We start from the raw sequence: 9,969 nt of genomic DNA on the forward strand, positions 1-9,969 counted from the left end.
CAGAGAGGTGGTGTGAGTACCGCCGACTGACATATCACTGTCACAATTGTCATGATATTTTAATGTTGTGAGTTGAGAACACGAGGGCATGATTATGTTGACGCGTTATATGGGAATCACTCCACAAAGCCAAAGCTACCTGTTTACTTTTGGCTTGGCATTAACTCTATTGGGGATGGTATTAACTGACATGTGGTTGCCGATGGTGGCAGGTGCGATGATCATGACCGGACTCGCCGTTGAGGCTTGGATTCGAGTCGCCCATATTATCCCTATGCGTAAAGAACTACGCTCAATTCAACACCAACTCGATAATCTGCAGCAACGCAGTCGAGATAGCGAATAACAAAAAGCCGCTCACTGAGCGGCTTTTTTACGTCTGAAACAAATCTTTCTTAGGCTTCTAGGCCTTTCTTGATTAAGTACTGGTATGGCACAGAATCCGTATTCTGTCCTACAAGTTGATGATCCATAAATCGACAGAAACTTGGGATGTCGCGTGTGGTTGATGGATCGTCTGCCGTTACCAGTAATACATCGCCATCCTGCATGTTTCGAATTGTCTTCCTGACCATCATTACCGGTTCTGGGCAGCGTAGCCCTTGTGCTTCTAAAGTGTGTGTGGCCAGTTCAGGATTGAATGTCATGATAGGTGTCTCTTTCTGTATAACGAGGGGAATAATACGTCTGCAGAAAAAATATGCAATAAGTGCTTGGCAAACAGAATTATTTACTATAAATTATTTAACAAGTTGGTAACAACTTAAACAAATGACAACTAGCTAAGGAGTGGCGATGTTGACAGCACTTGATAGATTAACCATATATTCGGTTCTCTGCTTTATCTCTTTTTGCGCGTTAGTGTTACGCACACCAGCAGAGGCCTCGTTAATGCCAATCTTTGGCATAGCAGCAACAATTATTGGTATTTGGGTTGAAATGCGACGCTGGCGTGGCTTGCCAGAAGAGCAGGAACATTAAATCGTAAGATATTTAACCTAAGTACAAAACGTTTTTCCGATACGACACATTCCGACACTATCCCCAAATTTTCTTGGGCTTCCCCGCGTAATTGCGGGATTTTTTTTATCTAAAGCATGCTATAAACATTAATTATCAAAATTGATTGTTAACAAGCTCATTAGGTAAGCGTGTGGAACTAGAAGACATCTATCGTCGAGATTTAAATCTGTTGGTTGCTCTTAAAGTCTTGATCGAAGAGGGTAGCGTGAGCCAAGCCGCTTTGCGTTTGAATCTCAGCCAGTCTGCGACCAGCCGTGTATTGGGGCGACTTCGCGAACTCCTTAACGATCCCCTCTTTACTCGCCAGGGGCAGCGTCTACTGCCGACTAAGAGAGCACTCGAAATTAGCCAGCGTATTGATCAGCCGTTAGAGTCATTTCGCCAGCTGTTAAGCCCAAGTGACTTTGACCCATACTACTGCACGGAACGCTTCCTGATCGCGACTACAGATTACGCGATGCAAACCATCCTTCCGTATGCGCTGCCTAAGATTTATGAGCAAGCACCAAACATCTCGTTAGAGTTTGCACCGCTTCAGCATGAGAATCTATTTAAACAGTTGAGTACTGAGCGGGTTGATATGGCGATATGCCGACCAACAGGTCCTGTCGCCCCCTTGCATCAGCAAGTATTAGGACCTGTTGGGGTATCGTGCCTGCTTTCTAAAAATCACCCTCTGGCTGATAGCGCGTTAAGCCTCAATGATTATGTATCACTGCCTCATGCGATGATTGCTATCAGTGATGGCGTAAAAGCCTTGCTTGATAATGCATTAGCTAATCAACCTCCAAGAAGGATGGTGCTGCGGGCCTATCATTTGGAGGCGGCTTTAGCGATCGTCGATAGAATGCCTCTTGTGATCACAGTGCCTGCCGACCTCGCGTATTTAGTGGCAGAGCGCTACGACCTCGTTGTTAAGCCACTACCATTCGAGTTTATGCCGTTTGATTATTCACTGATTTGGCATTCGCGTTGTGATTCGTCAGCTTCTCAGCAATGGTTGAGACGAGTGGTGAAAGAGGAGTGTGGTGAGTTAATTCAAAAGCGGATTGCCGATGTCGGGCTGGGTTAACGGAATGAAAAAGGGCTGAGTAAACTCAGCCCTTTGTATTTTTTCTTGAAGCTCTATAGCTTCGAGTGTTTAAAGCTATAGCTTGATGACAACACGACCAGTGATTTGACCGTTAGTAATGTCTTCAGCAGCTTGGATCGCATCATCCAGTGCCACTTCTTTAGTTGCTTGTTGATAGAACGACTCTGGAAGTAGTTCAGCTAACTGTTCCCATGCCTTGATACGTTTCTCACGTGGACACATTACTGAATCTACACCCTGTAGACGCACGTTACGTAGGATGAATGGCATTACCGTTGTTGGTAGATCGAAGCCACCCGCTAGGCCACATGCCGCTACAACGCCGTTGTAATCGATCTGTGCCAGTACTTTTGCTAGAACTTTGCTGCCTACCGTATCGATAGCACCAGCCCACAGCTGTTTCTCTAGTGGTTTTGCTGGCTCTTCTAGCTCTGCACGCTCAACAATGCGCGATGCGCCTAGAGATTTAAGTAGCTCACCGTTCTCAGACGCACGGCCTGTTACTGCTGCTACTTTGTAGCCCAGTTGGTTAAGTAGAGTGATAGACACACTGCCTACACCACCGCTTGAACCCGTTACTAGAATCTCGCCGTCTTCTGGCTTAACACCTGCATCAACGATAGCTTGAACACATAACATTGCTGTGAAGCCTGCAGTACCAATCGCCATTACTTTTTTAGCGTCTAGGCCTTTTGGCATTGGTACCAACCAGTCACCGTTTAGGCTCGCCTTTTCAGCCATGCCACCCCAGTGACCTTCACCAACACCCCAACCAGTCAGTACCACTTCGTCGCCCGCTTTGTAACGAGGGTCGTCTGATTGAGAAACCACACCTGAAAGGTCGATACCCGGTACCATAGGGAAGTTACGAACAATGCGCCCTTTACCAGTGATCGCTAGACCATCTTTGTAGTTTAAAGATGAGTAGTTCACATCAATCTTAACGTTGCCTTCTGGAAGTTGTGACTCGTCAATTTGAGAAACGCTAGCAATCGTTTTTTTGTCTTCTTGGTTTAGTACAAGTGCTTTAAACATGGTGCTCTCCACTGGAGGAATATTAGGAAACTGAGATAACTGTAGTTGAATAATTGAAGAAAAAATAATGAAACGTCAACATTGAATCTATGCATCAAATGCATAGTTCCAGTTTTGTGATATCGGTAAGTCGGCAGATAAAAAAAATGCAGCCCTAGAGACTAAGGCTGCATTTTTATCGTTACCCTACTAACGACAATTAATTGGTCTCTTAACTTAGAGTTACTCTAGATTAAGGGCGTTCAAATACCGTTGCGATACCTTGGCCCAAACCAATACACATGGTTGCTAGGCCGTACTTCACGTCCTTCGCTTCCATTAGGTTAATCAAGGTGGTTGAGATACGCGAACCTGAACAACCCAGTGGGTGACCAAGTGCGATTGCACCACCATTGAGATTTACTTTCTCGTCGACCACATCCAGAAGACCGAGATCTTTAGCACATGGCAGAGATTGCGCTGCAAAGGCTTCGTTAAGCTCAATGACGCCCATATCTTCAATCGATAGGCCTGCACGTTTCAGTGCCTTCTTAGTCGCTGGAACAGGTCCGTAGCCCATGATTGATGGGTCACAGCCTGCAATTGCCATTGACTTAACACGAGCACGAATCGTCAAACCAAGCTCGTTAGCTTTCTCTTCGCTCATGATCAGCATCGCAGATGCACCATCAGACAGCGCTGATGATGTACCAGCGGTTACAGTACCGTTAGCTGGATCGAATACTGGGCGAAGCTGAGATAGGCCTTCAACTGTGGTCTCTGGGCGAATTACTTCATCATGATCTAGTGTGAACAGTGAACCGTCGGCCGCGTGACCTTCAGTTGGTAAGATCTCGTTTTTAAAACGACCTTCAACCGTTGCAGCATGTGCTCGAGCGTGAGAGCGGGCAGCGAAAGCATCTTGGTCTTCACGACTGATGCCGTGCAGCTTACCAAGCATTTCTGCCGTCAGACCCATCATGCCCGCAGCTTTCGCTACGTTCTTTGACATGCCTGGGTGGAAGTCCACACCATGCGTCATAGGAACATGACCCATATGCTCAACACCACCAATCAGACAGATATCGGCATCGCCAACCATAATTGAGCGTGTTGCATCATGCAGAGCCTGCATAGATGAACCACATAATCGGTTAACGGTTACAGCACCAATTTCAATCGGTAGGCCAGCAAGTAGCGCAGCATTACGTGCCACGTTAAAGCCCTGCTCAAGTGTCTGTTGGACACAGCCCCAGTAGATATCTTCAATCTCACTCGGGTTAACTTGTGGGTTACGCTCAAGAATGCCTTTCATCAGGTGTGCAGAAAGGTCTTCTGCACGTGTATGACGGAAAGCGCCACCTTTGGAACGGCCCATTGGGGTGCGAAGGCAATCAACAACAACTACGTTCTTCATTTTGTAATTCCTTTTCCAAATGTGGGTTATAGAGAGCTAGCTTGTTGAGCGTCGTAAAAGCTTTCGCCTTTCTCTGCCATATCAAGCAATAGTTGAGGTACTTGGTACATTGCGCCAAGGTCTTGGTAGCCTTTCGCTGTCTCAACAAAATTCGCGATGCCCACACTGTCTAGGTAACGGAAAACGCCGCCTCTGAATGGAGGGAAGCCAAGTCCGTAAACCAGAGCCATATCAGCTTCTTGTGGTGAAGCAATGATGCCTTCTTCAAGACACAGTACCACTTCGTTGATCATTGGAATCATCACACGCTGGATAATAGTCTCTTCATCAAATTCCTGTGGTGCTTGGCATACGTCAGCCAAGATAGGAAGGATGTCTTCAGAGAAAGCTTTCTTTGGACGACCACGTTTGTCGACGCTGTAGCTGTAGAAGCCGCTGCCATTTTTCTGACCAAACTTGTTCGCTTCAAATAGCGCGTCGATCGCGTCACGGCCTTCTTTACCCATTCGCTCTGGGAAGCCTTGTGCCATTACATCTTGTGCGTGATGCGCAGTATCAAGGCCAACCACATCCAGTAGGTAAGCAGGACCCATAGGCCAACCAAACTTACGTTCCATGATTTTGTCGATCTTGGTGAAGTCAGCACCGTCGCGTAACAACATGCTAAAGCCGCCAAAGTATGGGAAAAGAACACGGTTAACGAAGAAGCCTGGGCAGTCGTTAACGACAATTGGTGATTTACCCATTTTCGCCGCGTAAGCAACAACGCGATTGATGGTTTCATCTGAAGTGTGCTCACCACGGATGATCTCTACTAGCGGCATGCGGTGCACTGGGTTAAAGAAGTGCATACCACAGAAGTTTTCTGGGCGTTGCAGCGATTTTGCCAGTAGATTGATTGGAATCGTCGACGTGTTAGAAGTAATCACGGTATCAGGACTAACCTGCTGTTCTACTTCACTCAACACAGCTGCTTTAATTTTCGGGTTCTCCACTACCGCTTCAACAATCACATCTGATTGCTCGATACCTGCGTAGTGAAGGCTAGGAGTAATAGAAGAGAGAATACCTGCCATCTTGAAGCCATCGATGCGGCCACGAGATAGACGTTTATTAAGAAGCTTAGATGCTTCGTTCATGCCTAGATCTAGTGATGCTTGAGCAATATCTTTCATCATCACAGGCACGCCTTTCAGCGCAGATTGGTAGGCAATACCACCACCCATGATGCCTGCACCTAATACTGCAGCGCGCTCAGTAGCTTTATTCGCTGACTTGCCAGCTTTCTTCGCGATGCCTTTGATGTATTGGTCGTTAAGGAATAGGCCAACCAGTGCTTTCGCTTCTTCAGACTTCGCCAGTTTAATGAAGTGTTTACGCTCGATATCCAGTGCTGCATCACGATCGCAACGAGCAGCTTCTTCAATTGCGATAACAGATGTGATCGGCGCTGGGTAGTGAGGACCCGCTTTCTGAGCCACTAGACCTTTCGCCATAGTAAAGCTCATCATTGCTTCTAGCTTGCTGAGTGATAACGCAGAGGTTTTCTGTTTGCGGCGAGCAACCCAGTCCAGCTTCTCGCTCGCGGCCAGAGATACTGTATTAATAGCTGATTCAAGTAGTTGGTCAGTTTCAACAATCGCATCTAACAACCCAACTTTCAGTGCTTCATCTGCTCGGCATGCTTTGCCTTGCGTGATGATTTCCATTGCGCTGTCAGCACCAATAACACGTGGCAGACGTACACAACCACCAAAGCCAGGCATGATGCCTAATTTGGTTTCTGGTAAGCCGATGCTGGTGGTCTTGTCACCAATACGGAAGTCAGTGGCTAGTACACACTCACAACCGCCGCCAAGTGCATGGCCGCGCATCATTGAAAGGGTAGGAACAGGTAGGTCTTCTAGCTTGCTAAAAATAGAGTTCGCAAAAATCAGCCACTCTTCTAGTTCCGCTTCTGGTTTCGCGAATAGGCCCAAAAACTCCGTGATGTCTGCACCTACGATGAAGGCATCTTTGTTTGAAGTTAAGATCAAGCCGCGCAGTCCAGCGTGGTCATTTAAAGCATCAAGTGCTTTGTCGAGTGATTCTAATGTAGCAAGGTCGAGCTTATTTACAGAGGCTGGAGCACAAAAGCTAAGTTCGGCTATACCATCTTGTAATTCCTTTACCTGTAGGGTGTTAGCTTGGTAAATCATTGTCTATCTCCATGACATACAATCGACGATTGTTTGAGAGAATTTTGTTATCTTTCTTTAAGTATAGAATACCTGGTAAGACCAGTTTCTTTAGTCTGTACTCACCACTGGCTAATTTCAATACATTTTTTAAACAATTGTTTAACATTGTGCGTTGGCACAGATCCGCTAACCCTTATTATTCACTCGTGATACACTTTGCCGCCCTGATCGCTAAAGTAAATGATATGAATGACCAACCATATTTAATCCCGGCTGCTTCGGCTGTTTTTGAAGAAGAAATTAAGAAAAGTGTCTTCATTACCCACCTTGCTCATACACCGAGTATTGAGGCGGCTAAGCAGTTTGTTGATCAGATAAAACAAGAGCATAGCGCAGCAAGACACAATTGCTGGGGATTTGTTGCTGGGCGACCAGAAGACTCGATGAAGTGGGGCTTCAGTGATGACGGTGAACCATCAGGAACGGCCGGTAAACCAATATTGGCTCAACTGTCTGGTTCTGGAGTGGGAGAACTGACGGCCGTGGTGACTCGTTATTCGGGTGGAATTAAGCTCGGCACCGGTGGTTTAGTAAAGGCGTACGGCGGTGGTGTGCAACAAGCGCTTAAGCTGCTTCAAACTATCGAGAAAAAAATAACCACAAAATTGCGCCTAGAGTTAGACTATGGGTTTATGCCGATCGCCCAATCAATCATGTCGCAATATCAGGCGGTAGAGGTTGAAGCGGATTATGGCGTTCAGGTCATAATGGTCATAGAGATTGAGCTGCTTCAGGTCGAAGCCTTCACTCAAACCATGATCAATAAAAGCGGTGCCAAGGCACTGGTCACTCAAGTAAAAGATAACTAGGAAGTGTGAAGCCTTTCGCTTCGTTCATTAGCTCATGCAATTTCGCTCAATTATTCGAATCGTCGGATTATTATTAGCACTCTTTAGTGTCTCAATGCTTGCACCCGCGCTGGTGGCATTGATCTATCGAGATGGTGCTGGTGTTCCTTTTGTTACGACCTTCTTTGTTTTACTTTTCTGTGGCGCTACCTGCTGGTTTCCAAACCGTCGCCACAAGCATGAATTAAAGGCGAGAGACGGCTTTCTTATTGTTGTTCTGTTCTGGACTGTAATCGGCAGTGCTGGTGCACTTCCTTTTTTAATAGCAGATAACCCAAATGTTTCGGTTACTGATGCCTTCTTCGAGTCTTTCTCAGCTCTCACCACAACCGGTGCTACTGTTATTGTTGGACTGGATGACCTACCTAAAGCGATTCTTTTTTATCGTCAGTTCCTGCAGTGGTTTGGTGGTATGGGTATTATCGTACTCGCGGTAGCGATCTTACCGGTATTAGGTATCGGTGGTATGCAGCTATATAGAGCGGAAATCCCAGGTCCTGTTAAAGACAGTAAGATGACCCCGAGGATTGCAGAAACAGCAAAAGCACTCTGGTATATCTATTTAAGTTTAACTATTGCTTGTGCGGTAGCGTTTTGGCTGGCGGGAATGAGCTTCTTTGATGCCATTAGCCACAGTTTCTCTACTATAGCTATCGGTGGCTTCTCGACGCATGATGCTAGTATGGGTTATTTCAATAGCCCTGCGATTAACATGATCACGGTTGTGTTCCTGCTTATCTCTGCGTGTAACTACTCTCTTCACTTTGCAGCATTTGCATCGGGCGGTGTGCACCCTAAGTACTATTGGAAAGATCCGGAGTTTCGTGCGTTTATCTTTATTCAAGCGGTGTTGTTTCTGGTTTGCTTCTTATTACTACTGAATCACCACTCTTACGACTCTTATTATGATGCGTTTGATCAAGCGCTATTCCAGACGGTCTCTATTTCAACCACGGCTGGTTTTACTACAACCGGTTTTTCAGAATGGCCACTGTTCTTGCCAGTACTGCTTTTATTCTCTTCTTTTATAGGCGGGTGTGCAGGTTCGACTGGTGGCGGTATGAAAGTTATCCGTATTCTATTACTGACCCTGCAAGGCGCTCGTGAAATGAAGCGTTTGGTTCACCCACGTGCGGTTTACACCATCAAGGTTGGTGGTACGGCACTTCCTCAACGTGTTGTTGATGCGGTATGGGGATTCTTTTCTGCTTATGCTCTGGTGTTCGTGGTTTGTATGTTGGCTCTGATTGCAACGGGTATGGATGAACTGAGTGCGTTCTCTGCCGTGGCGGCAACATTGAACAATCTGGGCCCAGGCCTAGGAGAAGTAGCAGTCCACTTTGGTGATGTTAACGATAAAGCAAAGTGGGTATTGATTGTCTCTATGCTGTTTGGGCGCTTAGAGATCTTCACTCTATTAATTCTATTAACGCCTACGTTCTGGCGTAGCTAAGGAACCATTGTGGCAAAAGCACTATTTCTTTACTCAAGCCGAGAAGGGCAGACCAAGAAGATTCTTAACTATATAAAAGAGGAAATGGCGGAGTTTGATTGTGACATTCGCGATCTACACACCGTTGGCGACGTAGATTTCGCCCAGTATGACAAAGTACTGATTGGTGCCTCTATTCGTTATGGTCATCTTAATAAAAAGCTGTATCAGTTTATTGAGCGCAATCTTACTCAACTTCAATCGAATAAAGTGGCGTTCTTCTGCGTGAACCTAACCGCTCGCAAAGAAGACCAAGGTAAAGATACACCAGAAGGCAGTGCATATATAAAGACATTTCTTAAGAAGTCACCATGGCAACCCTCTTTAATAGGTGTTTTCGCAGGTGCTCTCTATTACCCTAGATATAACTTCTTCGACAGAACCATGATTCGCTTTATTATGACGATGACTGGTGGTGAAACGGATACCAGCAAAGAAGTTGAGTACACAAACTGGCAAAAAGTCTCTTTATTCACTGAAAAACTCAAGAATCTATAAGAGAAAAGCTTACTTTTGAGGCGTTTTGTTTTCTTTTTAATCGAACAATTAAAAAAAGCAAAAAAACTTAAAAAAGGGCTTGCCAATGTGATCGCAATCTCTATAATGCCACCTCGCTGACACGGGATGGCTTCGCAAGAAACCAGAACGAATCAGTAAGTCAAATTAGCCAAGCTAAGCGCTTGAAAAAAGTTTTGAAAAAAGTGGTTGACACTAAAACTTAAATCGCTAAAATGGCCGTCCGATTTGAGCGAAGCTCAAAAAAGGAAAAGCTCTTTAACAATTTAAACCTATCAATCTGTGTGGGCACTCGTTGATGAATATCAAAAATGAAACTTCGGTTT

The 9,969-nt window shown here is 45.7% G+C and carries 10 protein-coding genes; 6 read left to right on the forward strand and 4 right to left on the reverse strand.

What is annotated here, in order from left to right; translation table 11 throughout:
- Window positions 1–88 precede the first annotated feature (88 nt).
- Window positions 89–346 (forward strand): hypothetical protein, encoded by a 258-nt coding sequence (locus tag KI743_RS23125; RefSeq protein WP_084181750.1) that lies wholly within the window; start codon window positions 89–91, stop codon window positions 344–346.
- 49 nt (window positions 347–395) lie between these two features.
- Here KI743_RS23125 and tusA read toward each other — a convergent pair whose 3' ends face one another.
- Window positions 396–647 (reverse strand): sulfurtransferase TusA, encoded by a 252-nt coding sequence (gene tusA / locus KI743_RS23130; protein WP_032548612.1) that lies wholly within the window; start codon window positions 645–647, stop codon window positions 396–398.
- A gap of 148 nt (window positions 648–795) precedes the next feature.
- On the opposite strand from tusA, the gene KI743_RS23135 reads away from it, so the two are divergent.
- Together KI743_RS23135 and KI743_RS23140 are read left to right on the forward strand one after the other, a co-directional pair.
- The gene (locus tag KI743_RS23135) at window positions 796–981 is read left to right on the forward strand and encodes a hypothetical protein (protein ID WP_032548611.1); all 186 of its coding nucleotides are present in this window, start codon (window positions 796–798) and stop codon (window positions 979–981) included.
- 172 nt (window positions 982–1,153) lie between these two features.
- The gene (locus KI743_RS23140; protein ID WP_150870603.1) at window positions 1,154–2,095 is read left to right on the forward strand and encodes a LysR family transcriptional regulator; all 942 of its coding nucleotides are present in this window, start codon (window positions 1,154–1,156) and stop codon (window positions 2,093–2,095) included.
- A gap of 75 nt (window positions 2,096–2,170) precedes the next feature.
- Here the strand turns inward: KI743_RS23140 and KI743_RS23145 are convergent, their stop codons facing one another.
- The 3 genes from KI743_RS23145 to fadB form a co-directional block, all read right to left on the reverse strand.
- On the reverse strand, window positions 2,171–3,151 hold the full coding sequence (locus tag KI743_RS23145) for an MDR family oxidoreductase (protein ID WP_032548609.1): 981 nt from the start codon (window positions 3,149–3,151) through the stop codon (window positions 2,171–2,173).
- A 232-nt stretch (window positions 3,152–3,383) separates the two neighbouring features.
- Window positions 3,384–4,547, reverse strand: coding sequence for an acetyl-CoA C-acyltransferase FadA (fadA, locus tag KI743_RS23150; RefSeq protein ID WP_032548608.1), 1,164 nt, complete (start codon window positions 4,545–4,547; stop codon window positions 3,384–3,386).
- Window positions 4,548–4,573: 26 nt separating this feature from the next.
- Window positions 4,574–6,745, reverse strand: a complete 2,172-nt coding sequence (gene fadB / locus KI743_RS23155; protein WP_150896038.1) for a fatty acid oxidation complex subunit alpha FadB — start codon at window positions 6,743–6,745, stop codon at window positions 4,574–4,576.
- 227 nt (window positions 6,746–6,972) lie between these two features.
- On the opposite strand from fadB, the gene KI743_RS23160 reads away from it, so the two are divergent.
- From KI743_RS23160 to hemG, 3 genes are read left to right on the forward strand one after another with little or no spacing between them, the layout of a single operon-like run.
- Window positions 6,973–7,596, forward strand: a complete 624-nt coding sequence (locus KI743_RS23160) for a YigZ family protein (protein WP_285468419.1) — start codon at window positions 6,973–6,975, stop codon at window positions 7,594–7,596.
- A 34-nt stretch (window positions 7,597–7,630) separates the two neighbouring features.
- A complete protein-coding gene (locus KI743_RS23165; protein ID WP_032548605.1) occupies window positions 7,631–9,088 on the forward strand; it encodes a TrkH family potassium uptake protein in 1,458 nt (485 codons plus the stop codon).
- A gap of 9 nt (window positions 9,089–9,097) precedes the next feature.
- Window positions 9,098–9,625 (forward strand): menaquinone-dependent protoporphyrinogen IX dehydrogenase, encoded by a 528-nt coding sequence (gene hemG, locus KI743_RS23170; RefSeq protein WP_032548604.1) that lies wholly within the window; start codon window positions 9,098–9,100, stop codon window positions 9,623–9,625.
- The last annotated feature ends 344 nt before the right edge of the window (window positions 9,626–9,969 follow it).

It is taken from the genome of Vibrio sp. D420a (assembly GCF_030248625.1).
Lineage (GTDB): Bacteria > Pseudomonadota > Gammaproteobacteria > Enterobacterales > Vibrionaceae > Vibrio > Vibrio fortis_A.

Excerpts from the sequence above, each read along its gene's own strand:
- fadB (WP_150896038.1), bottom strand. The coding sequence starts at position 6,745 with ATGATTTACCAAGCTAACACCCTACAGGTAAAGGAATTACAAGATGGT.
- fadA (WP_032548608.1), bottom strand. The coding sequence starts at position 4,547 with ATGAAGAACGTAGTTGTTGTTGATTGCCTTCGCACCCCAATGGGCCGT.
- KI743_RS23135 (WP_032548611.1), top strand. The coding sequence starts at position 796 with ATGTTGACAGCACTTGATAGATTAACCATATATTCGGTTCTCTGCTTT.
- KI743_RS23145 (WP_032548609.1), bottom strand. The coding sequence starts at position 3,151 with ATGTTTAAAGCACTTGTACTAAACCAAGAAGACAAAAAAACGATTGCT.
- KI743_RS23165 (WP_032548605.1), top strand. The coding sequence starts at position 7,631 with ATGCAATTTCGCTCAATTATTCGAATCGTCGGATTATTATTAGCACTC.
- KI743_RS23160 (WP_285468419.1), top strand. The coding sequence starts at position 6,973 with ATGAATGACCAACCATATTTAATCCCGGCTGCTTCGGCTGTTTTTGAA.
- tusA (WP_032548612.1), bottom strand. The coding sequence starts at position 647 with ATGACATTCAATCCTGAACTGGCCACACACACTTTAGAAGCACAAGGG.
- KI743_RS23125 (WP_084181750.1), top strand. The coding sequence starts at position 89 with ATGATTATGTTGACGCGTTATATGGGAATCACTCCACAAAGCCAAAGC.